The sequence below is a fragment of the Bacillus sp. C30 genome, from assembly GCF_040838255.1.
Classification (GTDB): domain Bacteria; phylum Bacillota; class Bacilli; order Bacillales; family Bacillaceae_G; genus Bacillus_A; species Bacillus_A mycoides.
In genome coordinates, this window is sequence record NZ_JBFPJH010000011.1 from 1 (window position 1) to 24,547 (window position 24,547).

The 24,547-nt window shown below is 35.2% G+C and carries 22 protein-coding genes and 1 pseudogene; 4 read left to right on the forward strand and 19 right to left on the reverse strand.

The genetic code is table 11. The features are described 5' to 3' along the window. Window positions 1-150: 150 nt before the first annotated feature. The 6 genes from AB3X49_RS02645 to AB3X49_RS02670 all read right to left on the reverse strand — a co-directional run bounded on the left by AB3X49_RS02645 (window position 151) and on the right by AB3X49_RS02670 (window position 7,776). The gene (locus AB3X49_RS02645; RefSeq protein ID WP_367960369.1) at window positions 151-1,116 is read right to left on the reverse strand and encodes an ABC transporter ATP-binding protein; all 966 of its coding nucleotides are present in this window, start codon (window positions 1,114-1,116) and stop codon (window positions 151-153) included. Beyond that, window positions 1,113-2,093 carry an ABC transporter ATP-binding protein gene (locus AB3X49_RS02650; protein ID WP_002091396.1) on the reverse strand — a complete coding sequence of 327 codons (981 nt, stop codon included), beginning with the start codon at window positions 2,091-2,093 and terminating at the stop codon, window positions 1,113-1,115. The genes AB3X49_RS02645 and AB3X49_RS02650 overlap by 4 nt, the downstream gene beginning before the upstream one ends. 10 nt (window positions 2,094-2,103) lie before the next feature. Beyond that, window positions 2,104-3,027, reverse strand: coding sequence for an oligopeptide ABC transporter permease (opp4C, locus tag AB3X49_RS02655; RefSeq protein ID WP_016121366.1), 924 nt, complete (start codon window positions 3,025-3,027; stop codon window positions 2,104-2,106). A gap of 14 nt (window positions 3,028-3,041) precedes the next feature. Further along, window positions 3,042-3,998 carry an ABC transporter permease gene (locus AB3X49_RS02660; RefSeq protein ID WP_002091399.1) on the reverse strand — a complete coding sequence of 319 codons (957 nt, stop codon included), beginning with the start codon at window positions 3,996-3,998 and terminating at the stop codon, window positions 3,042-3,044. Window positions 3,999-4,101: 103 nt separating this feature from the next. Then, on the reverse strand, window positions 4,102-5,829 hold the full coding sequence (locus tag AB3X49_RS02665) for an ABC transporter substrate-binding protein (RefSeq protein ID WP_002124792.1): 1,728 nt from the start codon (window positions 5,827-5,829) through the stop codon (window positions 4,102-4,104). A 243-nt stretch (window positions 5,830-6,072) separates the two neighbouring features. Further along, window positions 6,073-7,776, reverse strand: a complete 1,704-nt coding sequence (locus tag AB3X49_RS02670) for an ABC transporter substrate-binding protein (protein WP_367960371.1) — start codon at window positions 7,774-7,776, stop codon at window positions 6,073-6,075. Window positions 7,777-8,009: 233 nt separating this feature from the next. Between AB3X49_RS02670 and AB3X49_RS02675 the strand changes: the two genes are divergently transcribed. Further along, the gene (locus tag AB3X49_RS02675; protein WP_201063714.1) at window positions 8,010-8,207 is read left to right on the forward strand and encodes a hypothetical protein; all 198 of its coding nucleotides are present in this window, start codon (window positions 8,010-8,012) and stop codon (window positions 8,205-8,207) included. A 15-nt stretch (window positions 8,208-8,222) separates the two neighbouring features. Here the strand turns inward: AB3X49_RS02675 and AB3X49_RS02680 are convergent, their stop codons facing one another. From AB3X49_RS02680 to AB3X49_RS02710, 7 genes are all read right to left on the reverse strand, one after another. Next, a complete protein-coding gene (locus tag AB3X49_RS02680; RefSeq protein ID WP_002124789.1) occupies window positions 8,223-9,368 on the reverse strand; it encodes an ABC transporter permease in 1,146 nt (381 codons plus the stop codon). An 11-nt stretch (window positions 9,369-9,379) separates the two neighbouring features. Next, window positions 9,380-10,576: an ABC transporter permease gene (locus AB3X49_RS02685; protein WP_367960373.1), complete on the reverse strand. Its 1,197-nt coding sequence runs from the start codon at window positions 10,574-10,576 to the stop codon at window positions 9,380-9,382. A 15-nt stretch (window positions 10,577-10,591) separates the two neighbouring features. Then, entirely contained in the window at window positions 10,592-11,524 is a 933-nt protein-coding gene (locus AB3X49_RS02690) for an ABC transporter ATP-binding protein (protein WP_000960163.1), read from the reverse strand. A 138-nt stretch (window positions 11,525-11,662) separates the two neighbouring features. Next, the gene (locus AB3X49_RS02695; protein ID WP_367960375.1) at window positions 11,663-12,319 is read right to left on the reverse strand and encodes a response regulator; all 657 of its coding nucleotides are present in this window, start codon (window positions 12,317-12,319) and stop codon (window positions 11,663-11,665) included. Further along, window positions 12,316-13,509 (reverse strand): sensor histidine kinase, encoded by a 1,194-nt coding sequence (locus tag AB3X49_RS02700; protein ID WP_000902013.1) that lies wholly within the window; start codon window positions 13,507-13,509, stop codon window positions 12,316-12,318. Before AB3X49_RS02700 ends, AB3X49_RS02695 begins: the two co-directional genes overlap by 4 nt. A 153-nt stretch (window positions 13,510-13,662) precedes the next feature. Further along, entirely contained in the window at window positions 13,663-15,549 is a 1,887-nt protein-coding gene (gene abc-f, locus AB3X49_RS02705) for a ribosomal protection-like ABC-F family protein (protein ID WP_367960378.1), read from the reverse strand. Between the two features lie 124 nt (window positions 15,550-15,673). Then, the gene (locus AB3X49_RS02710; protein WP_000650295.1) at window positions 15,674-15,808 is read right to left on the reverse strand and encodes an RAxF-45 family protein; all 135 of its coding nucleotides are present in this window, start codon (window positions 15,806-15,808) and stop codon (window positions 15,674-15,676) included. A 420-nt stretch (window positions 15,809-16,228) separates the two neighbouring features. Here AB3X49_RS02710 and AB3X49_RS02715 point away from each other — a divergent pair, with 420 nt between their 5' ends. Together AB3X49_RS02715 and AB3X49_RS02720 are read left to right on the forward strand one after the other, a co-directional pair. Beyond that, the gene (locus tag AB3X49_RS02715; RefSeq protein ID WP_002029408.1) at window positions 16,229-16,357 is read left to right on the forward strand and encodes a hypothetical protein; all 129 of its coding nucleotides are present in this window, start codon (window positions 16,229-16,231) and stop codon (window positions 16,355-16,357) included. Window positions 16,358-16,490: 133 nt separating this feature from the next. Further along, window positions 16,491-17,285: a DUF4931 domain-containing protein gene (locus AB3X49_RS02720; RefSeq protein ID WP_367960380.1), complete on the forward strand. Its 795-nt coding sequence runs from the start codon at window positions 16,491-16,493 to the stop codon at window positions 17,283-17,285. 11 nt (window positions 17,286-17,296) lie between these two features. Here the strand turns inward: AB3X49_RS02720 and AB3X49_RS02725 are convergent, their stop codons facing one another. Next, the gene (locus AB3X49_RS02725; protein WP_000713256.1) at window positions 17,297-17,830 is read right to left on the reverse strand and encodes a transglycosylase SLT domain-containing protein; all 534 of its coding nucleotides are present in this window, start codon (window positions 17,828-17,830) and stop codon (window positions 17,297-17,299) included. A 248-nt stretch (window positions 17,831-18,078) separates the two neighbouring features. Here AB3X49_RS02725 and AB3X49_RS02730 point away from each other — a divergent pair. Then, window positions 18,079-19,727: pseudogene (locus AB3X49_RS02730) on the forward strand (DUF2334 domain-containing protein). A gap of 32 nt (window positions 19,728-19,759) precedes the next feature. Here AB3X49_RS02730 and AB3X49_RS02735 read toward each other — a convergent pair. The 5 genes from AB3X49_RS02735 to AB3X49_RS02755 all read right to left on the reverse strand — a co-directional run bounded on the left by AB3X49_RS02735 (window position 19,760) and on the right by AB3X49_RS02755 (window position 24,305). Continuing rightward, a complete protein-coding gene (locus tag AB3X49_RS02735) occupies window positions 19,760-20,530 on the reverse strand; it encodes a TatD family hydrolase (RefSeq protein ID WP_367960382.1) in 771 nt (256 codons plus the stop codon). A gap of 747 nt (window positions 20,531-21,277) precedes the next feature. After that, window positions 21,278-21,634, reverse strand: coding sequence for a YxeA family protein (locus AB3X49_RS02740; protein ID WP_002029403.1), 357 nt, complete (start codon window positions 21,632-21,634; stop codon window positions 21,278-21,280). A 249-nt stretch (window positions 21,635-21,883) separates the two neighbouring features. After that, window positions 21,884-22,720 carry a YitT family protein gene (locus AB3X49_RS02745; RefSeq protein WP_367960385.1) on the reverse strand — a complete coding sequence of 279 codons (837 nt, stop codon included), beginning with the start codon at window positions 22,718-22,720 and terminating at the stop codon, window positions 21,884-21,886. Between the two features lie 117 nt (window positions 22,721-22,837). Beyond that, a complete protein-coding gene (locus AB3X49_RS02750; protein ID WP_367960388.1) occupies window positions 22,838-23,167 on the reverse strand; it encodes a PH domain-containing protein in 330 nt (109 codons plus the stop codon). A 160-nt stretch (window positions 23,168-23,327) separates the two neighbouring features. Further along, a complete protein-coding gene (locus tag AB3X49_RS02755) occupies window positions 23,328-24,305 on the reverse strand; it encodes a LacI family DNA-binding transcriptional regulator (protein ID WP_367960391.1) in 978 nt (325 codons plus the stop codon). Between the last annotated feature and the right edge of the window lie 242 nt (window positions 24,306-24,547).

A 24,547-nucleotide genomic window follows, 5' to 3' on the forward strand; every position in this document is an offset into this window, starting at 1 on the left:
CTGATTATTAGTTGAACCAATCGGGCTTTTACGGGCAGTTAATCTCCCACCTAACTTCCCCGCATGTGTCGAATTTTCAGGTGGGAGTCTTACTGCCCGTTAATGCGGGGTAAAAAAAGGACTCTTTCACTTTTTGAAAGAGTCCTTTTTTTACACATGGTGACAAGCAACAAAATGATCTTCACCCACATTACGAAATTCTGGTACATTCGTTTTACAAACATCTGTAGCAAAGGGGCAGCGCGTATGAAAACGGCAACCTGACGGCGGATTTGCCGGACTTGGAATATCCCCTTCTAGAATAATCCGTTCTCGCTTAACCGTTGGATCCGGTATTGGCACTGCTGATAACAATGCTTTTGTATATGGATGAAGCGGATTCGCAAATAACTCATCACGTGGTGCTGTTTCCACAATAGTTCCTAAATACATAATTCCAATTTTCGTACATAAGTGCTCCACAACACTTAAATCATGTGAAATGAATAAATAGGATAATCCCTTTTTCTCCTGTAATTCACTAAACAAATTAATGATTTGTGCTTGAATAGATACATCTAATGCCGCAACAGGCTCATCAGCTACAATAAATTCTGGATCTAATACCATCACCCTTGCAATAACGATACGTTGACGTTGCCCACCGGAAAACTCATGAGGGTACCGGTCAATATGATACGGCGCTAAACCACATAACTCCAATACTTCTATCACCTTTGCACGGACATTTTCTTTCGTCGCTAGTCCGTGAGCCAACATTGGCTCACCAAGCGCTTCTCCAATTCTCATTCTTGGATTTAATGAACTAAATGGATCTTGAAAGACGAGCTGCATATTAGGACGATGCTTTCTCAGCTCTTCTTTTGATAAAGCATGAACATCTTGACCTTTAAATTTCACTTCACCTTCTGTTTTTTGAACGAGACGGAGAATTGTTTTTCCTATCGTCGTTTTCCCACTTCCAGACTCTCCTACAAGGCCAAACACTTCTCCCTTATCAATTGTAAAGCTTACCCCATCTACCGCTTTCACATGTCCAATCGTTCTACTAAATACGCCGCCCTTAATCGGAAAATACGTTTTTAAGTTCTTCACTTCTAATAATGGTTCACTCATTGCCCAGCACGCTCCTCATATAACCAACAAGCTACTTTATGATCCTCGTCATGCACATTAAGATTTGGCGCTTCATTTTTGCATATTTCCATGCAATGTTCACAGCGGCCACTAAAGTAGCAAAACTCATCTAAGCCAACTAAATTTGGAACTTGCCCTGGAATAGAATAAAGTTTGTCTGTTCGTTTCCCCATTACTGGTTTTGATTTTAGCAGCCCTTGCGTATATGGATGTTTCGGATTTTGAAATATCTCTAGTACCGGTGCCTCTTCAATAACTTTTCCACCATACATAACGACAACATAATCGGCCATTTCTGCTACAACACCTAGATCATGTGTAATTAATAAAATGGACGTTTTAAATTCCTCTTTTACTTGTCTTAGTAAGTCTAATATTTGCGCTTGAATCGTAACGTCTAGAGCTGTTGTCGGTTCATCTGCAATTAATAACTTTGGATTACAACTAAGTGCAATAGCAATCATAATACGTTGTAACATGCCACCGCTTAATTCGTGCGGATAAGAATGGACAATTTCATCAGCACGAGCAATACCAACTTTACGAATTAATTCAATTGCTTTTTTGTATGCTTCGTTTTTGCTAAGTAGTTCATGCTCTCTTAACGTCTCAACAATTTGCTCTCCAACAGTAAAGACCGGATTAAGCGATGTCATCGGTTCCTGGAAAATCATCGCGATATCATTTCCTCTTAAACTACGAAGTTCTTTCTCTTTCATTCCTAAAAGACTTTTTCCTTCATAAAGAATATCACCACCAACGATGCCGCCAGATTCAGCAATAAGTCCCATAATAGATAAAGCCGTTACACTTTTCCCGCAACCTGATTCGCCTACTACACAAACTGTTTCACCTTCTCGAACTGAAAAGCTAACATGATTGACAGCCTTTACTGTACCTTCTTCCGTCTGAAAGTGTGTTTGTAAATCCTTTAGCTCTACTACTGCTCTACTCATGCTTTCTCACCTACCGCTTCATCTTTGGATCTAATGCATCACGAAGTGCATCGCCAAGTATATTAATTGATACAACTGTTATAAAGATTGCAAAACCAGGCGGGATCCATAACCACGGACGCTTTTGGAAATCGATTAATGAGTTTGCTGCACTAATCATATTTCCCCACGATGGTGTAGGCGGGACAACGCCAAGTCCTAGGTAACTTAGTGCAGACTCTCCTAAAATAGAACCTGCAACACCTAATGTGGATACAACAATTAATATCGGCAGAACATTTGGGATTAAATGATATACAATTTTCCGGTAATCGTTTATCCCGAGTACATCAGCAGCTTGCATAAACGATTGTTCTCGCAGCGATAAAATTTGACCTCGTACGAGGCGTGCAAGTCCTGGCCAACCTACTAAACTTAAAATGATCATAATGACATAAAGACGATAATCAGATGGTACTTTCCATTCTGATAAAATAGCTCCCATTATAATAAGTAACGGTAATCCTGGCATCGACATTAAAATATCCGCGAGACGCATTATAATATTATCGACGATACCACGGTAGAAACCTGCAATCGCTCCTAATAAAGCACCTAGTATAACGGATAACACCATTGAGGCTAAGCCAATTGTTAATGAAATCCGTCCTGCTTGCATAAGCCTCGTTAAAATGTCTCTTCCTAATTGATCTGTGCCAAGCCAATGAGAAAAACTAGGTGGTTTGTTAATTAACGTAACTTGTATTTTTCCTGATGCATACGGTGAAAAGAATGGACCAATAAAACAAAATAAAAACATAAAAACTAATGCGTAAAATCCTATAAGTGCCATTTTATTTTTCTTTATCCTTTTAAAAGCTTGCCTCCACGGCGATGATCCATTCCTTCTTTTCTTTTTTTCTTTTTTTTCCGTAGTTGCTGTAACAGTTTCCATCTCTTTCCCCCCCCTTACTTCAACCGAATACGTGGATCAACAACTGCATATACAATATCCGCTAAAAAGTTTGAAACAATTGTCAAACACGAAAGAAACATCGTAAATGCCATTAATACCGTATAATCACGAAAATTAAGTGCTTCTAATTGAATATTACCGATACCTGGCCAGTTGAAAATTTGTTCTATAATAATTGCCCCTGAAAACAACCCTGGTAATTCAAATGCAAGCAATGTAATAGCCGGCAAAATTGCATTTTTTAATGCATGTTTATAAATAACGGTCTTCTCCTTTAAACCTTTTGCTCTAGCCGTTCGAATGTAATCTTGCCGTACAACCTCTAACATACTCGTTCTAAAATAACGAGTTAATGAGCCAACTCCAAGAAGAGTTAAAATAAATACGGGTAAAACCATATGCTTTGCAACTTCTATTCCGTAAGCAAGCCCAGTTGAATTACTCCCAACATCAATCATCCCGCCTATCGGTAACAGCTTAAAGTCAACCGCAAACACTTTAATTAAAAACAAACCGATAAAGAATGAAGGAAATGACATCGCTGCAAATACACCAATTGTTACAAGCTTATCGAATAAAGAATGTTGCTTTGTCGCTGAAAATACACCGATAATAAGTGCAATTAGCCAAATAAAGAACAATGCAATAATCGCAACAATAAACGAATTCCATATAAATTTATTTAATAATGACGTTACAGATTCTTGATATTGAAGAGAAAAACCAAAGTCCCCCTGCAATGCATTACCTAGCCAGTGAAAATATCGCTCAACAATTGGTTTATTCAATCCATACAATTCCCTAAGTTCAGCTGCTCTTTCCGGTGTAATCTTCGGGTTTGAATCAATATAATCTCCTGGAAGAAGTGCGAACAGGAAGAAGATAATAATCGATGTCCCCAACAGTGTAGGAATCATTTGTAACAGCCTACGAATGATATATGTTTTCACCCTTTTTCTCTCCAATCTTATGCTTAAAATAGAAGAACATTTTTTCAAAGCGGCACACTACTTGCCGAATGAAAAAATGTCTTCTACTTATACATTCTTCTCGTTATTTTTCGATAGATAGAGCTGGTAAGTTTGCACTAATACTATTGTATTTTTCAGGGTCAATTCCTTTTATATTCCCGTTATAACCAGTAATTGTTCTACGATAGTTTAATAGAATTACTGGTGGATCATCACTTAATTCTTTATACAGTTCTTTATAGATTGGTTTACGTTTTTCAATATCTACCGTTTCAATACCCTTTTGAATTAACTCATCTACTTTTGTATTTTTATAACCAAGACTCTTCTCATTGACACCCGACAAATATTCACCAGCTGTTTCACTCGGATCACTTGTAATTGGTGTCGAAACAGAAGCTAAATCATAATCACCTTTGTTTACCTTCGAAAGCATAGTATTAAAGTCCATAAATTCAGGGTTAAATTCTACACCTATTTCTTTATAATTCTCTTTTGCAATCGGAATTAATAAATCGCTATCTTTAGCCGAACTTGGGCCGAAATAAGAAAGCTTTAATTTTTGACCATCTTTTTCACGAATTCCATCCGAACCAACTTTCCATCCTGCTTCATCTAATAATTTTTTCGCTTTTTCTTTGTCGTATTCATATTTATTAACTCCTTCTTCCGTATAAGCCCAAGAAGTTGGATGAATTGGTACATTAGCTACCGTACCGTATCCTTTCAATGCTGTATCAACATATTTTTTACGATCTAATCCGTAAATAAGTGCTTGACGAACCTTTTTATCCTTTAAGTACGGCTTATTATTATTCATATAAATATAGCTAAATGACGCTGCTGTTTCGATTTGGATATTTGCAAATTCTAAAGCCTTAGCCTGTTCAAGAACTTCGTCACCAGTACCTAGGCCAGTGTAGTCAACCTCACCTGTTTGGAATAATTGAAGCTTCGTATCACCAGAAGTAATTTTATAAATGAAGTTTGGAATTTTTGGTTTACCCGCATAATAATTTTCATTTGCTACAAATCGCACTTCTTGCCCTGGGATATACTTTTCAAATTTATATGGACCCGCAGCTATCGGTTTTTCATATAACGCTTTTAAGTAATCTAAGCTTGTATTTTGTTTGTAATCTTTTCCATAATAAGCTTTTGATAATACCTCTCCACCTAAGGCTGTTAGTGCCTGTGAATTAACTTTTTCAGTTGTAATTTTAATTGTCTGTGGATCAACAACTTGAATTCCTTCAATAGAAGTTGCTTTTCCTTCTTTATATTCTTTACCACCTTTAACAGCATATTGAGAAATGTCTTTGTCACCCTCATATGCCTTATCATGTAAAAGCGTCAATGTGAACGCTACATCATCTGCTGTTAATGGTGAACCATCGCTAAATTTCAAATCTTTACGTAAATGGAATGTATATGTTAACTGATCAGAGGAAATATCCCACTTCTCAGCTAATTCTGGAGTTGGTTTTCCTTGTTTATCTGTAGATACAAGGGATGCAAAAATAACTGAAGTGACGTTTCCATCCCAACCATTTTGTTGGAAATATGGTAAAAATACGCCGCCTGGTTTACTAATGCCAACTACTAACGTATCTTTTCTATTCTTCGCTTTATCTGGTACTTTCGTCTTATCTGTCGCAGCAATATTTTCAACTTTTATATTTTTTAAATCTTGCTGTTTTACTGGTTCTGTAGAAGCCGTATCCTCCTGTCCCCCACAAGCAGATAACACAAGCGAACTACTCAGTAATACCGAAAATACACCAGCCCATTTTTTTGTCTTTTTCTTCATTGTCCCCACCCTAACTTTTTTTTAATAATTACACCTTATGAACTGCTTGCCTAATGTATGCCTCCCACAGCAACATTTTATAGCCAATCGGAAAAGTCGGTTTTGGTTATAAAAAAATAGTTGTTTTTGAGGGGTAACAATCTTATTCCGACCTTTCCGGTAGACTTTATGGTTATTAGCTTATATCTTTCAGTATATTTTGTCAATTATTTCTATATAAATATTTCGATAATTCCCCAAAAATTATTGAGCAATATTCAATTTAGGTAAACTTAACAAAATACCATTATAATTATCTTCTTGTAATCCTTGAATTCGTGCATTATGTGCAGACACGACTTTACTATTGTTTAAGAAAATAACAGGTGGATCTTCACTTAACTCTTGATATAGTTTTTTATAGATTTCTTTTCGTTTTTCAATATCCAATGTTTCTAATGCCTGCTTAGCTAATTCATCTACTTTCGGATTATGATATCCATCATAATTACGCTTACTTGTCGAAACAAACTCCTCAATTGTTCCGCTCGGATCATCAATCATCGGTGTGGAGACCATCGCTAAATCATAATCTCCTTTAATTACCTTGGAAATCATCGTATTAAAGTCCATGTATTCAAGATTGAAATCTACCCCAATCTTTTTATAATCCTCCTTCATAACGGGGATCATCACATCATTGATTTTACTTGCAGAAGAAGCAAAATAACTTACCTTCAATTTTTGGCCATCTTTTTCACGAATACCATCTGATCCAGCTTTCCACCCAGCTTCATCGAGCAATTTCTTCGCCTTTTCTAAATTATATTCGTATTTATTGATTCCTTCTTCTGTATACGCCCACGAAACTGGTGTAATTGGTACATTAACGAGTGAAGCGTATCCTTGGAAATATGTATCAATGACCTTTTGACGCTCTAATCCATAAATAAACGCTTGGCGTACACGTTTATCTTTAAAGTATGACTTCTTATAATTCATTTTAATGTAACCGTATGAACTTCCCGTATACACATTAACATTAGCAAAGCCTAACTCTTTTAATTGTTCAATCATCTCCGCATTTGTCGTGAAGCCATCATAATCTACTTCGCCCGCTTGAAATTGTTGCAGCTTCGTATCACCTTTTGTAATTTTATAAATAAAGTGCTCAATCTTCGGTTTACCTTCAAAATAATTTTCATTTGCTACAAAACGAACTTCTTGACCTGGAATATATTTATCTAGTTTATAAGCTCCTGCTCCCATCGGTTTTCCATATAACTCTTTTAAATACTCTAAATTCCCTTGCTTATATTCTTTACCGTAATAAGCTTTTGATATAACTTCTCCACCAATTAACGATAATGTTTGGGCATTTACCTTTTCAGTTGTAATCGTAATTGTTTTCGGATCGATGACTTGAATCCCCTCAATAGATGTAGCCTTTCCTTCTTTATATGCTTGCCCACCCTTTATTGCTGTTTGGCTTATGTCCGTTGCACCACTATAAGTTGGATCATGTAGTAAAGTTAATGTAAATGCTACGTCATCCGCTGTTAACGGTGAACTATCACTAAACTTTAAATCATCTTTCAAATGAAACGTATATGTAAGCTGATCCTCCGAAATATCCCATTCCTTCGCTAGAATTGGAATTGGTTTCCCCTCCTTATCCAATCCAACGAGAGGAGCAAAGATAGCTTGTGTTATATTACCATCCCACCCATTTTCCATAAAATGCGGAAGGAATATCCCGCCAGGGCTCGGCATTCCCACTACAAAGGTATCCTTTCTTTCTTTTGCCTTTGCTGGACTTTTTGCTTTGTCACTCGCTTTAATAAACTCATCTTTTACTTTCGGCATCTTTGTTGCTTCATTTGTACTTGTCTCTTCTTGAGCACATCCTGCTAATAAAACCGATGTACTAAGAAACGTAAAAAGTAACCCTTTAAAAACCTTTCGCATAATTCTCACCCTTACTTTCCTGTTTTTTTATTAAGTGGTAACATAACGCCAATTCTGCAACTATCTTTACTTTACCTATAAAAATAGTATGAATTAATTTCAAGATTATTCCTTTTCACTAGTTATGTCAATCCTTGCTAATTGATGTCTTTCAAAAAATAAAAAACACCTTCTATTACCTAATAGTCCCGCATAGAATAATAACAATTAACTACCAAGAAGGGGGCGAAAATATGGACAACCTATTCCAATATGTCCTGCACTATGTATTATTAACAATCATAATAGTCGGGGCGTTATTACTATTCCCTTTCTTCCCAAAGTTCGTCCTCTTTTTAGCTTTTTTTATTATGCTCGGGATCGCTATTATAATTTCAACAAGGGAAGATACCACACAAAAAGAAAGCAGAGTTCAGCGCATAAAGCTGTAACTCTGCTTTCTTTTTTCAGTCATAACGTATTCTTGTTAAACCAATTACGAAAAATACTCCTGCAAATAAAATGAGTATACCAATATATCCTCCTATATCAGCTAATGTACCTCCCCTTACAATTAACTCAGTAAAGCCACGCATCGCCCACGTTTGCGGAACAAAATTTGCCGCCGCTTGCATCCATGAAGGCTCAATTTCAATTGGCCAATAAAGACCACCAATCATACACGTTGAAATTACAACGATATTCCCTAGTGCGGACTGCTGTTCTGTTGTTTTCACGATACTTGCCAATAATAAAGCTAGACCAATAACCGCTAATAGCAATACTGAAACGAGTGTAATAACCCCTAATAAATTTCCCCACTGCACATCAAATAATGAATGCGTTAATATCATTAAAACACCAAATTGAATCCACCCTATTAAAAAGAAGGAAAGGATATATCCTGCTAGTATTTGAACTTTTGAAACTGGTGCCCCTAATAAACGAGACCAAACACCAAGTTGTCTAGCTTTCAAAATAGTTCCCGTCGCACTTAACATGACAATCATGACGAATAGAATTGAAAAACCTGCCGCTCGCCCTGTAACGTTATTTAACTTTTGATCATCGTGTAAAATCAATTCTTTTTGAATCGAAACAGGATCTATTTTTGTATAAATTGTTTCATACATCGTTTCCCACGAAGTGTTACTTTTCTTCTCAAAATCTCTTGCTGCACTAACTTCTATCTCCATCTTTTTTAATGCACTTGCTAATACTTGCTCTACAGAAGTTCCACCCGTAAAATCAGCACTGGCTTGAAATTGGATATTTTCTACTTTTCCATCTAGCATACTCTTTTGAAAATCTTTCGGAATGATGATTATACCAGATGCTTTCTTATCTTCGATCCTCTGTGTCCCTTCCCTATACGTTACCTTTTCTATAGAAATTAAATCACTTTTCTTTATTTCCTCATAATACTTGCCAGATAATACAGAACCATCTTTATCTACTAAACTAATATTTACTTTCTCATTCCCACTTCCGCCTAAAAGTCCACCGAATATGAGTGTAAAAATAATAGGCATTCCAAACATGAGTATATAACTTTGTGGCTTAATTAAAATTTGTTTTAATTCTAGCCAACAAAGCGCCCAAACTTTCTTCATCATTTCCCCTCCTATCTCGTACGTAAACGTAACGTTCCAATCATAACGGAGATAATTCCTGCACTACATAAACTTAAAATGACAGGGAATAGCACATCCCAAGATGTTCCCGACATAATATTTAAAAAGCTCGTAAGTGCCCATTTATTCGGAGCAATATTTGCAACTGTTTGAAGTGTATCGGGAAATACGTAAATCGGTAACATTGATCCTCCTAATATAGCTAGTATTTGAATACCGATTCCCCCCATTAAGTCTGCCGTTTTTTCCTCACGAATAAAAGCGGCGATTAACATAGATAAACCAGAAACACAAATTGCATAAGAAATTCCCAACACTACTATTTGAGACACATCTGCGCCCCATTCCACATGAAACATAAAGTGTGTAGCAACTATAAATATTCCAAATTGTATACAGGCAAATAGTAATGTACCTAAAAACTTCCCGAATAAAATTGAAAATGAGCTCGTCGGTGTACTGAACAAACGCGCCAACGTTTCAGTTCGTTGCTCTGTTACAACTGACTTTGCACCTACTGTTATGTTATATAGTAAAAACATGACTAACATTGCTGCTGCATAATATTGCATCGCTGCAACTGTTTTTTTGCCTACCGTTCCTTTTTGGATGTTACCCACACTTGCAGTTGCTATCGTCTGTAGACTTCCACTTACCTCTTTTGCAACTTGTGCTATATCACTCTGCTGAGATTTTGCTAATTCTGTTACAACACTTTTAGTAGATACTGCGACTGTTTGAACACGTTCTGAAAAAGAGCGGATCATTGACTCAGCAATTTTTGCTTGTATATCTTTTGATGGGTCTATAAGCACCTTTGGTTCTTTTAATTTTCCATCTTGTACTTGTTCGCTCCATTTATTTGGGATGGCAATTCCTACATCTATTTTCTTTTCCTTTAACATATCTTCAAGCTCTTCCCGAGAGTTAACTACCTTTACTTTCACATCATCTTTTATTTCTTTAGATTGCAATACATCTTTTTGAAAGACATCTGCAAACTCATCCGTTCCCTCTTGATAATAGCCAATTACTGTTTTCGGTAGTCCACCACTCTCAAATACATTACTTAATGCTGAACCTAAAATGGCCGTTAATACAAGTGGCATAATTAACATCATCATAAATCCGCGCCGATCAATTAAACGGATTTTTAAATCTTTCCATGCAATAATGAAACTTCTCATCTCGTACTAACCCCCTTAATCACGAAGTGAACGTCCTGTTAATTGTAAAAAAAGTGCCTCTAAATTCGGTTCTTTTACTTCCAGTTTTAAAATTTGAGCTTTGTTTTCAACAACTTCTGAAACAACTATGCCAATTGCCTCGCCACCATTTAGTCCAATATCAATCGTGCTACTATCTTCGTCAAAAATAATCCGCTCAACAACAGGTAGTGCCTTCAACTTTTGTAGCAGTTCCGTACTGTAGCGATTTAATTGCAATTTCACCATAAACCCATCTGTTAGACGATTACATAGCTCTCTTTTCGTTCCTAGTGCAATTACCTTCCCATGATCAACGATGGCAATTCGCTCACATAAATACTCAACTTCTTCCATGTAATGACTCGTATAAATGACCGTCATACCTTTTTCATTTAACTTTTTAACAGTCTCTAAAATATGATTTCTCGACTGCGGATCAATCCCGACTGTCGGTTCATCCATAATTAATAACTCTGGTTCGTGCATAAGTGCTGCACCAATATTAATACGCCTTTTCATTCCACCTGAAAATGTTTCAATTTTATCTTTTCCCCGATCCTGTAAACCGACGTAAGCTAACACTTCCTCTGCCCGCTCTTTTGCAACTTTTCCATTTAAACCGTACATCTTTCCCCAGAAGATTAAATTTTCCTTTGCTGAAAGTGTCGGATACAGCGCAATGTCTTGCGGGACAATACCGATTTTCTTTTTCGCTTCTAATGGATACTCTTTTACAGATTTCCCACCAACTTTTATATCACCACTATCGTATGGAATTAACCCGCAAATCATTGATATCGTCGTTGATTTCCCCGCTCCGTTTGGTCCAAGCAATCCAAATGTTTCACCTTTTTTCACTTCAAAAGAAACATTCTTTACGATTTCCTTCTTGCCAAATGATTTCGTAATATGATCTATGACTAACATATTGATTCAGCCCCTTTGTATTCATCTACACTTTCATTGTAGAAAAATTTCTTCTTCTCTCCATCACCCTTAAGATAGAAATACAAAATAAAAAAGCAGCAAATTCTGCTGCTTTTTCACACTTATATATGCCAAAAGTCATGTGTACATCGTGACGCCATACCTTACTGCGTATATTGCTGCTTGTGTTCGATCTCTCAGTTCTAGCTTACTAATCAAATTAGAAACATGATTCTTAACAGTTCCCTCTGTAATAAATAGCTTTTCGGCAATCTCTTTATTATTTAACCCCAGTCCAATTGCTCTTAAAACATCTACTTCTCGCTCAGTTAATTGTTTTAGTTGTTCTGGTGGGTTACACTCTACTGCCACTTTCGTCTTTTTTAATTCCTCTATAATTTGCGCTGTTATATCCTGAGGAAGCACAACCCCGCCACTATGCACCGTTAAAATTGCTTGCGCGATTGCATCTGTCTCCATATCCTTCAATAAATAACCACTCGCTCCTTGCTCTAATGCCTCAAAAATAAGCTCACTATCACTAAAAGTTGTTAACATAAGAACCTTTATATAAGGAAACTTTTCTCTAACTAAACGAGTTCCTTCAACACCATTCATACGAGGCATCCGAATATCCATCAAAATAATTTCAGGCTGTAATTGTTTCACCTTTTGTACGACTTCATCCCCATCACTAGCCGTCCCTACCACTTTCAGTTCCGGACGTAAATTTAATATCATTGCCAAACCATCACGAATCAGTGATTGATCATCAACAATCATAATTCGAATCATAACGCTCCCCCTATTACCCATGTTTTTTCTCGGAGTGGAAATTCGATTTTTAGGCGAAAACCTTTTTCTATTTCACTCTCAAATTGAATGATTCCACCATGCTCCTCTACACGTTCTTTCATATTAAGTAAGCCAAATCCAGGGCTTACTTCATTGACTCCCATACCATTATCCAAAATACATAACTTAACTTGTTCCACTGAACAAACTAAACTCACTTCACATAAACTAGCTTTTCCGTGACGTTTTGCATTCGTTAAAGACTCTTGCATAATACGAAGCAACGTAGGCTGTAGTGACAACGGAATCAAAACCGGATCTCCTTGTAATTGAAAAGATACTTGTACTTTCGTCACTTTAGAATATCCATGTAACATTTCACGCATATTCTCTATTATGTTCCCTAGTTTACTTTCCTCTTTTAAGGCATGCACAGAAGCTCTCACTTCTTGAAGTGATTTTCTAGCTAACCCATGGCATGTATGTAAAACCTCTTCTGTAGCGTCCGATTTTTGTTTCCATAAAACCTCCGCCAGTTGTAACTGAACAAGTAATGCCGTCATATTATGACCAACAGTATCATGAATTTCTCGGGCAATATCATTTCGCTCCCGAACAGCTGTCAATTCTTCTACCTCTTTTGCATATAGACGTAATTGCTCATGTGCTTCTTTTAAAGCTGTATGAGATAATGCTAATTCCCCATATTGCTCATCTACCATTTGCCGAGCAGCTGTAAGTTTTTTTATTAAGTTTCCAGCTAAAGCACTGAAAATGATAAACATAAAGTTAATTGCATTACTCTCCAATTCCAGACTCTCTGTATGTTGATACGTATGTAGTATATTTATAAACCAACAAAGAAAGAAAAAAGCGATAAAAAAATAAGTCATCCTTTTACGCCAATCATGAATAAATAATCCTACCGCATCAATTCCAAATATAATTAAATACAAACATGTCTCGGGAAATAAAAACCCTAATAACGCTGTGACAATACCGTTTGTGAGCAAGGTATAAAAAACAAGTTTCCTACTCCCTTTTGCTTTTACAAGCAAAATATGATTCACAATATAAATAAAAAGTGCAATACCGACAAAAATTTGTAAATTTTCTGTTTCACGTGAAACATGATTTGCGTAAACTAAGCAAATCATGACGATTGTAGCAATCCGCGCATATCCTAACATAAAATTCTCCCCACGTTTTAGTGACCTAAAGTTCATTCTATTATCACAGCAGCAAGAAAATTATACCAATTTTTCTGCTTTCATTATACTAAAAAGAGCAAGCCCTCCCCCAAAATATGAGGAAACAACTTGCTCTTTTTCATTCTATTTTCTTTACTCCACAATATTCTCTAACTCATTATATAACTCCGCTCGTAAAAACTCTTTTTTCGTTTTTTCTTCATATAATTGTTCAAGCATTTCAACATCAACTACATTTTCCATTTTACATTCGAGTGCATATATATCTTCTTCTATATGCATTAACTCATTTTCAACTGCCTCTAAATCCCTAGACTTCTTCTTTTTTATAGGCATTACTTCTAACGTTTTATTCCCTTGCTGTTGCTGCTTCTGTTTTACTACCTGTTTCTCAATTCTTTCTTCCCACTTTTGACGAGCCCATGCATAGTTCCCTGCAAACTCAAATAATTTGTGCTCATCAATCCAATATGTCTTTTCAAACAATTTATTTAAGAAATAACGATCATGTGAAACAGCTAAAATCGTCCCATTATATTGTTCAAGGGCCTCCTCTAAAACCTCCCTTGATTCAATATCAAGATGATTCGTCGGTTCATCTAAAATAAGAAAGTTAACATCTTGATACATAAGTTGCGCGAGCCTTAACCTCATTTTTTCTCCACCGCTAAGTTGCGTTACTTTCTTAAAAACAGCTGGACCATAAAATAAGAAACGAGCTAATATATGTCTTGCTTCTCCCTCTGTTACAGCCACGCAATCTCTGAAAGCTTCCAATACATTGTTCTTCATATTCCCGTACGCATGTTGCGATAAATAACCAATTTTCACACTACTACCAATCCGAATTTCTCCAGCATCTTGCTGCATTTCTTTTAGTAATAGTTTTAATAACGTAGTCTTTCCTGTACCATTACGTCCAACGATAGCTGCGCGCTCCTGAAAACGAATATGCAAATTTACTTTCTCGAATAAAGACCGTTCATCAAATCCTTTACTCACTTCTTTCATTACAACAACATCTTTCCCGCTTCTCTCTTGCCCTTCAAACTGAAGTCCCATCTGTTTTCTATCCAAAATGGGTCTCTTTAGTTTCTCTATGCGCTCTAATGCACGTTCCATATTTCTGGCTCTCTTATGCAATCCTTCATTCGGCGGATTCGCTTGATTTGCCCATTCACGTAGACGCTTAATTGCTTCTTTCATTTTCTTTATTTTCTTTTGCTGTTCTTGATACGCTTGAAATTCTTGAAGCAGCCTTTCTTCCTTTTCCTCAACAAACTGTGAATAGTTCGTATGATATACGTGAATTTCTCCATCTTCTAAATCAAAAATTTTCGTTACAACTTCATCAAGGAAATAGCGATCATGCGAAATGACCATAACTGTTCCTGTATATTCTTTTAGAAATTGCTCTAACCACTCGACTGCAAATAAGTCCAAATGATTTGTTGGTTCATCTAACAAAAGTAGATCTGGTTTCTGCAATAGCATATACGCAAGGCTTACTTTTGTTTGTTCTCCACCACTTAACTCCATAAATGATCTTGAAAATAGTTCAGTCACCTGTAGACCATTTGCTACCTTCATAATATTCGCTTCTATTTCATAACCACCGAGAAACGCGTACCTTTCTTGAATTACTCCGTATCTCTCCATCAATTTTTGTAAAGCAGATGATTCCTGTTCTTCCGCCATATTTTTTTCTAAAGCATGCATTTCTATCTCCAACTCTTTTTCCTTTTTAAAAGCGGAGCTTAATACATCATATACATTCATTTCATTATTAAATTTTGGAATTTGTGCTACATGACCGATGCATGTACCTTTCTTCATATGAATGGCTCCTGCATCCAAACTCTCCATTCCTGTTAGAAGCTGAAAGATAGTTGTCTTCCCACTACCGTTACGACCAACTAATCCAATACGTTCTCCATTCTTTATTTCAAGCGATATATTTTCAAATATGATGTTTCCACCAAAAGATTTCTTTACATTATTTACACTACAAATTGTCATTTTCCGTACTCCTTTCAATATAAAAAACCATGGGAAAGAAACATTCCCCATGGTTTTTGTCATAGAAAAAGGAAGCCAAATAGCTCCCTTTTCACACGTTTATCAAAAATGGGTGAAGAGACTTCTATCGTTCAATAGCTACTATGCAATTGTTAAAAAAGGGCATACGTATCCCGTTAACAACTGCATCATGAAAAATCGCACGACAAATATAGATATAATCTAAAAATTTTGCGCGCGTAGCTAAAGAACATTTCATCTCATTCACTCCTTTCGTACGGAATTTAATACTTACTTCTTTATTATACTTCCCCGATTTATGTTTGAATAGTCATTTTTCTGAAAATAATGAAGATAGACTAAACATTTCAATAAGTGACATCAAATCTTACAAAACTGTTATGTTCACGTAATGGAAAGCGATAGTACGAAAAGATGCCTCCCTATACAATAAAGATATAAACAAGAGAGACAAAAACAAGGAGGAAACAATCATGATGAAAGAAATCGTAAAAGCAATCTTTGAGGTATTAGTGAACGGACAAGCAGTTGTAAAAGAACTAAACGAACTATAAAAGGGAGGAAAGAACTATGATGAACATGGTAAAAATGATCTTACATGCTTTAGTTGATGCGAAAGCAGTTAGCCAAGAATTAAACCAACAATAAAAAGGGGTATATGAATATGAAGAAAGCCATTATTGTAATCGCAAGTACAGCAATTGCCTTATACACAATAAAAAATAGAAAAAAGAAACAAAATGAAAATGCTCTATATTATCCATACACACTATTAAAGAAAAAATAAAAGACAAGGTACCCTATTGCAATGAGGATATCTTGTCTTTTATTTTTCCCTATTCCCTTTAAAGGATTTCCTTCTCCTTTTCCCGAATGTATTAAGCGGGATTTTTACATATATTTTAAAGGGGCATATACAAATGGATACACAACAACTATATTTTTTAAACGATATCGGTAAACAAAAACCAGAAAGCATTCGGAACAGAAGCGCTGCATGTCCTTTTTGTGACAGAGAAAATTTAACGGATATTTTAGCAACTGAGGGCTCTATTATTTGGTTAAAAAATAAATTTCTTACATTAAAGGATACCTTTCAAACCGTGCTAATCGAAACCGATAATTGCGAAGACCATATCGCAACATATACAGAAGAACATATGAGAAAACTAATTCGCTTCTCTATTCTCCATTGGTTAAACTTACAGGAAAATGAAGAATTCACTTCTGTGATTTTATACAAAAATCATGGTCCATTTTCAGGCGGAAGTTTGCATCATGCACATATGCAAATTATCGGAATGAAACATGTAGACTATCTTGAAAATATTGAGGAAGCAAATTTTCAAGGGGTAATTGTTCAAAAAAATGAACGCATTGAACTCAATATTTCAGAGCGTCCTATTATCGGCTTTACTGAATTTAATATCATCATTGAAGATATTGCATTTATAGATGAAATGGCCAATTATATTCAGCAAACTGTATGTTACATACTGACAGATTTCCATAAAGGATGTAGTAGTTATAACTTATTCTTCTATTACTTAAACAGGAAAATCATTTGTAAAGTTGTTCCTAGGTTTGTCGTTTCACCGTTGTATGTAGGATATAAAATACCGCAAGTTTCTACAAAACTAGAAGATGTGAAAATACAACTAGCGCAGTATTTCACGAAAGAAAAGGATGAAATTATTCATAAAAAAACAGAGTAGGTATAGAAAACCTACTCTTTGATTACACCTTTATTTCGATAGTATACATCCTCTAATCCGATGTTATACTTCATATTGTTATCCGTCCACTCTGGTCCTAAATTCCCTGGCCATCCAGATGTATTCGCTATATATTTCAGTAATGCAAAATCAGTCAAACCTTTTTGCACCCCGCGCTTATAACCTTTCATTAAATGCGGCATTGCAATTTGCGCATTTGTACGTGGATCTTTCAGCTCTTCATCAGTTAAATGATCTGGCGCAAGCCCACCACCGCGGTGTAATTGAAACAATCCGAATGAAGTTCCGTTATCTCCAACACTTCTTGGATTTAACCTACTTTCATGTTCGGCAATTGTAAGAGGTATCCATTCCGGAAGGTTTACTTTCTTTGCTTCCTCTATAATGATTTGTTTCATCTGTTTTGCTTCTTCTGAATCAACATAGCTTGTTTCATTCATTAGCTTACCCATTCCTTCAGACTTTCCTTGGAAATATAAATACACTCCAAGAACAACTAAAAATCCTACAAAGAATTTCTTCACTACCTCTACCTCTTTCTCCGCTGAAATTTGTCCCCTTTCAGCCTTCCTTTTACAATTACCAACACTCTATCATTCTCTTACCTTTCAATCATAGCAAATTACTATACATATTATCATCATGCTTTAGACCGATTTTGCGAAAAAACATATGGTAAATACGTGCAAAAATGTAACTTACATGGACTATAACTTATTTCTTGTATATAATTGTAAATTGAATTCTATATATAGAATAGGAGCATAAATAAATGAAAAGAACTCTACTAATCTTTTTCAGCATTTTACTACTCATTCCTATACATACCTCTGCACAAACATCATCAAAATCAAAAGTACTCGTTTTGTATAGTACAGAAGACAACAAAATTACAAACAATGTACAAATCCTTAATACTCAGTTAGGGCACTTTACAAAAGATATAACAGTAAAAAGCTTAAAGGAAGTAAAGGAAAGTACTGAATCATCTTCTTATACACATATTGTTTATATCGGAGAGAAAAAAGAAGATTTTTCTATTGCAGCAAAACAATTTCTAGAAAACTTCTCAGGTCCCATATTAGTTTTAGGACAAAATGTTGAACAATTATCTAATCGTTTTTCTTTCATTACCTCGAAAGAAACCGATATACGAATTCACACTATAGAATATCCGACTAACCAGTTAAAAAATGAATTACATGAAGAACGCTTAATGAAGAAAATTGAAACAAAAGGAACAACTCTTGCTTACGCCTTGAGTGCTGATGGAACTCATCCGTTAATCATTCAGCAAGGAACATCCTATTATGTTGCAACTCCAAACCTTTTCGATTGGATGTCTCATTACGTCGGTGAAATGTTATTTTCTTATTTCGGACAAAAACCTGAAACAAATAAAACTTCAGCTTATTTACGTCTTGAAGACGTTCATCCAGCTGTAGATGTAAAGCAATTAAAAGAAATCGCTGAATTACTAAAAGAGAAAAAGCTCCCTTATATGATTACCGTTATCCCTGTTTACAAAGATCCAGACACAGGAAAAACAGTACATTTAAAGGATAACTCTGAATTAATCGATGTTTTACACTTTATGCAAGATAATGGTGGCTCTATCGTTATGCATGGTTACACACATCAGTTTTATGATAGTGAAACTGGCGAAGGTTTTGAATTTTGGGATGTAAAAACAGATCAACCAATTCGCCAACCAAACCATGAAAAATCAAAAACAAAAAAAGATTTTCAGTCTACAGAAGACTATAATAAATACGTAAAAAACGGGAAAGCCTTCGAAGAAAAATATATTAAAGATCATATTGAAAAAGGGATTACAGAGCTTGTAGAAGCTAAATTATATCCAGTTGCCTTTGAAGCTCCGCACTATACAATGTCTCAAAAAGGATATGAAATACTATCACAATATTTTTCAACTTATGTAGGACAAATACAACTAAACGATACAACTTGGAAATCAATGCACTCACCAGCTTATATAATACACCGTCATTTTTGCATGGGATGAAATTAATTCCTGAAACTGTTGGCTTTATTGAAGAAGGGAAGCCACAAGCTATAGCAAAAATGAAAGAACGTGCTTTATCTATCACTAAACTATCTGATGGAATTATCGGTGCATTTTATCATCCTTACTTGGGCGTTGAACCATTAAAAGAAGTATTAAAAGAACTAGAAAGTATTCCAAACATAGAGTGGATTGATTTACAAAAAGACATGAATGAAGTAAAAATGAAAGATATTCATATTACTACTAATAAAGAAGGCATTCACGTTGAAAAACCAACAAGTGCGAATGACATAATTGATTATATAAAACAATATGGGTTCTTCCTTATAATTGGGTTCATTATAATTGTCTTTCTTTTATTATTAAGACGTGCGAAAAAATTAGAGTCATAAAAAAAACACCAAGCGAGATGCTTGGTGTTTTTTTATGACTCACTAACTTTATAAAATCGCACCGTATTCGCATATATTTGCTCAGTAACTTTCTCTACTGATATTTTTTTTATTATACTAATTTCTTGTAATACATCTTTTATCATATAAGGATGTGTCATCGTATCCTTCTGAAATTCCCACGGCCCATCTGTTTCTACCATCATATATTCAAGCGAATAATACGAAACTATTTTTCTAATTTTCTCCTTATGTAAAACATCCGGTGTGATAGAAATATAATAACCGTTCCTCATCATCCGTTTCATTGTCTCTTCACTTCCTTTAAACCAATGAAAGTGTGCACGCGAAACTTTATATTCTTCAAGTAAACCACATACAGTGTCAGTATCTTCATCAACCGCATGCAATATAATTGGTAAATCGTATTTACTAGCTAGTTCCACAAACTTTTTTAACACCGCTATGTATGGATCAATAGCAATATTTTCATCTTCTTTCCTTAAATAATATGGGAGTCCCACTTCACCAATCGCAACAATTTCATCTACATGATCTTCAATTAATTTATAAATTTTCTCACATTCCTCTTTATGAATCGGCTGCTCCGGATGAAAACCTATTGCTGGATGTACAAAAGGATATCGCTTTGCTAAAGATAAAGTTTCTAGACATGATTGATAATTCATAGATACTGCAATAAGCCCTTGTATCTCTTTACTGTTTTCCACATCTATAAATAATCTACTTTTCTCTTCATTCTCATATTGATCAACATGTATATGGCTATCAATCAATTTCATCTTTATGCCCCCATAAAAAAAACAAGAAAGGGTCTTCCTTCTTGTTTTATCATCTATATTAGTTAACAATTAAATTTGTTATTATATCAAATAATCCAATACATACTACGGCAACAGTAAAGTAGCTACAGAAATCTTTAATTGGAAACTTCACTACTTCTTCTTTACGCATCCCAGTTTTCTCCCTTCTTAATATATCCCTAATTATTTTTTATCTATTTGTATCTATTATGCAAAAAATATGACAAATTTACTATCGAATTAACTTACATAAACCTTACAATGTTGTAAGATTTAAAAAAAAGCCTCATCTTAAGCTAAGATGAGGGCTATTCAAAGTTAGTTGGTTTTTCGTTCTTCATTAACATTGCGAATCAGAAAGTAATAAAATGAGACTTTCTAGTTACACTATATTAAATTTACTATCTTTTAACTATCGAATTGCATTACAGGAGTCTTACATATTTGTAAGCTATGTGTAATGTAATTCGATAGTTCCCCTTACCTATACTTTGTACAATAAGGTTAGAAAGTAAGCCAAATAAGAAGAATACTCACATAACCAAATTACATTGCTAGTAGCCGACTCTTCTTATACCTTTCACTCATGCTACTACAATGTACCCCCTTCCCCTTTATATAATAAGAAAAGCCTTAGTCCATATGGACTAAGGCTTTTCCACGAACCTAAAATACCCCTACCTAGTATTTTTATTTTCGACAAAAAATAGGCGGGGGTATAATTCGCTATCTCATCGTTAAAAGTTTACTCTTCGCATTAATAGGAATATTTACAGCTTCAATTTCTTCAATTGCCTCGCCGTAGCGTCCTTTTGCGTACACCTTTAATGCTTCATCTCTCTTTAACATATGCTTAACAGTCTTCTTTATTTTTTGTTCTCTTCCACGTTCATCAAATGCAATAAATTCATATTCATACCATTCATCACCAACATGCTGACCAATCGCATCCACAATTGTATAGTATTCTTTCGTCGTATAAAGCGGATTATATTTATCAATAACTGGTCCAAGTTTCGTAGGTAGTAATACTACTACTATCACTACCATAGCTATTACAGTAGTAATTATTTTTTTCTTCATAATACTGATCTTCCTCCTCTGCAGGATACTTATACATCCATTCTAAAGAGCAGGAATTTAATCTACCATTCAATCCCATTACATTACCCTTACATTTTTGTAAGAATAAAGTGAAACTTTAATCAGTGGGGGTTTACGGGCAGTTGATCTCCCACCTAACTTCTTTGCTCCAGCTGAATTTTGAGGCGGGAGTTCTACTGCCCGTTAATGCGGGATAAAAAAAGATGAACGAATTTTCTCGTTCACCTTTTAGCTTGCTTTAAAGCCACCGCCAAGTACATCACGCACATCGTGAATGACAACGAAGGCATCTTCATCAACTCTACTAATAACTTGCTTTAACTTAACAAGCTCTTGTTTATTAATAACGATATATAAAACTTCTTTATTTTTACCAGTATATCCGCCGCGTCCTTCTAATACAGTGACACCGCGTGTCATGTTTTTCGTAATAGTCTCTCGAATTAAGTCTGGTTGATTTGAAATAATCGTAACAGCTGTTTTTGTATCCATACCTTCCACGATGAAATCAATTACTTTCGCTCCGACAAATACGGCTACAAGTGTATACATTGCCTTTTCTTGTCCTATTATAAATACAGAACCCGCAATTACAACGATATCAATAATAAGTACGCCTTTACCAACGCTCCAACCTAAATATTGATTTGCTAGTCGAGCTAAAATTGCCGATCCTCCTGATGTACCTCCAGCTTTGAACATACAGCCTAATCCGATACCTACAAATACACCAGCAAATAAAGCTGCTAGTAACGTATCACTATTTACTTGATATTCGATATGTTCTGTAACATATAAAAACAAAGATGTTTCCACAATACCTATAATTGTGTAAACCATCGTTTTCTTATCAAAAAATTTATAACCTACAGCTAATAAAATTGCATTCAAACCAGAATTCACAATTCCTGGTGACCAATCAAATAAATAGTACGTAACAACCGTTAAACCAATAATTCCACCCTCTGATAAACGGTTTGGAATTGCAAAGTAATTAATACCAATTGCGAATAATAATGAACCAATTGTAATTAGTGTTATTTCCTTTATACGTTGATTAACCATAGTTCATACCTCCCCCCATTTGACATTGTATCACTATCTCCTAGAGGTTTAGAAGTTGTTTTTATTCCGCATTTTCCCTCACAAAGACCAAGATATTATGTTTAAACAAAGGGGTGATTAATTATTCATATTCGCTCTAACTGTACGGACAAAGCGCTCCACATTCCCACTCTGAATATACTTAGCTCTAATGGTTTCACGATTACAAGCACATTCGAAATATGGACGGAAATCTATGTCATCTATATGCAAATATGAATACTCTTCAAATATCGCAGGATAGCACGGAAATTTCCCGTAAAACAGAAGACGTCTAGTAGTGGCAACAAAAATCCCATGTTGATAACATAAAGTAAAGTCATCCTTTTCAAATATCCCTACGACAAACGCTAAAATCTTTTCGTCATCCTCTACATATTTTTTCATACTTAATAAAAGTTCATTCATGCATATCCCTCCAAATTCTATTCATTGTTTTAACACTTGAAAAGAATCCATGGATTATTACAGACCGGTGTAACTCTTTTATAAAGTATGAAACGCGTTTCCTGTCAAAGACATTTCAAAAAATAATCCGTTATGTGATTATACACATAACGGATAAATACTAAACCGTCGAGCGTTCCACAAGTTTATACGGAATTTCCATCTTTTCTTGTTTAGAACTTTCATCACTTACTTGCCTATAAAACATTTCAAAAGCCGTCTTACCTATTCCCTTTAAATTTTGGTCAATGGTTGTCAGTTGTAAAACTTGAGAAATCGGTTGATTATCAAAACCAATAATCGCTAAATCCTCAGGAACTTCAATACCTAATTTTTCAACTTCTGTCATGATCCCAATAGCAACTTCATCTCCTGCCACTATTAATGCTTCAGGAGGATTCTCCATCTCCTTGAATTGATGTGCAACTCTTACACCATCTTCTAACGTAAAGCATTCTGTGAAAATCCGCTCTTCCATCACTTCTTCATCTATTAATTGTAGCTGTTGTTTATAAGCATCAAAACGTTTCTTACTACTTGGCCCTAACTTTCTTCCCGTACAATATCCAATCTTCTTATAACCTTTTTCAATAAGGTAACTCATCCCTAATTGAAAGGCATTAAAATGATCTGTATATACACTCGATATGCTTTCAATATCATTATCCTCACAAGCAATAACCGCCCCATACGCTGCATAAGGCTCTATAGTTTCCCACTCATTGGCACGAGAACAAATGATAAGACCGTCTAGTTGCTTTGTTTTCAACATATGTAAACTTTTCATTTCTTCTTTTTTATTGTAGTTCGTTTGACAAAGAAGCACTCGATAGTTGTGAGCTAACGCAACTTCCATCATTCCACCCACCATCGCATCAAAAGACGGATGATTAATATAAGGTAAAATCACGCCAACAATATTCGTCTTCCCTTTTGATAAATGAACAGCATTTGCATTTTGCGAGTAATTCAATTTCTCAACTATTTCTAAAACAACTTTCCTTTTTTCTTCACTTACATATGGATGATCATTTAATACCCTCGAAACAGTCGTAACTGAAACCCCAGCCATCTTTGCAATATCTTTAATATTAGCCATACACTCACCTCTACTTTTAACTTAATGAATCACATGAACATATGTCAAATCTTCTCATCATGACACTTTCATTCGTTTTTCTTACAAAAGTGTAATTTTCCTGTAAGCTAATTCGATAGTGACTCTCCGTAACATTTCATATAATTAAGTCAGAAACAGGGCAACAACCATTTGAAAAGGAGTGGATCTATATGATGAACAAAATGAAAACGAACAATTTCTTAAATACAATGAGCTTGGTA